General features: G+C 70.7%; 1 protein-coding gene. It reads right to left on the reverse strand.

All coding sequences use genetic code 11. The features are described 5' to 3' along the window. The coding region (locus IG90_RS40435) for a P-loop NTPase family protein (protein ID WP_033895121.1) at window positions 1–393 on the reverse strand (393 nt) is incomplete at both ends.

A 393-nucleotide genomic window follows, 5' to 3' on the forward strand; every position in this document is an offset into this window, starting at 1 on the left:
CACGGCGACGCCGTCGGGCCAGTCCGGCAGGGACAGGCCCTTCTGCGGGTCGATGACGATCGAGCAGACCAGCGGGGAGCGGCGCTCGATGCCCAGCAGCGCGTCCAGCAGGCGCGACTTGCCGGAGCCGGAGGTGCCGGTGACGAAGGAGTGCACGGCGCCGGAGCCCGGCAGGAAGAACCGGTAGTGGGCGAGCTCCCCGTCGTAGTAGATCCCGATCGGGGCGAGCCCCGTCTCCGGATCCAGCACATGCCCGTCACCGAAGAGGTTGCCTGCCTTCAGCGGGTTCTCGGCGAACACGGTGATCTTGCCCTTGCGGGGGGCGAACCGCTCCAGGGCGACCAGGTCCGGGTCGTCGATCCCGAGCGCGGACAGCACGTCGTCCAGGGCCTG

The organism is Streptomyces anulatus (assembly GCF_000721175.1).
GTDB classification, from domain to species: Bacteria; Actinomycetota; Actinomycetes; order Streptomycetales; family Streptomycetaceae; genus Streptomyces; species Streptomyces anulatus_C.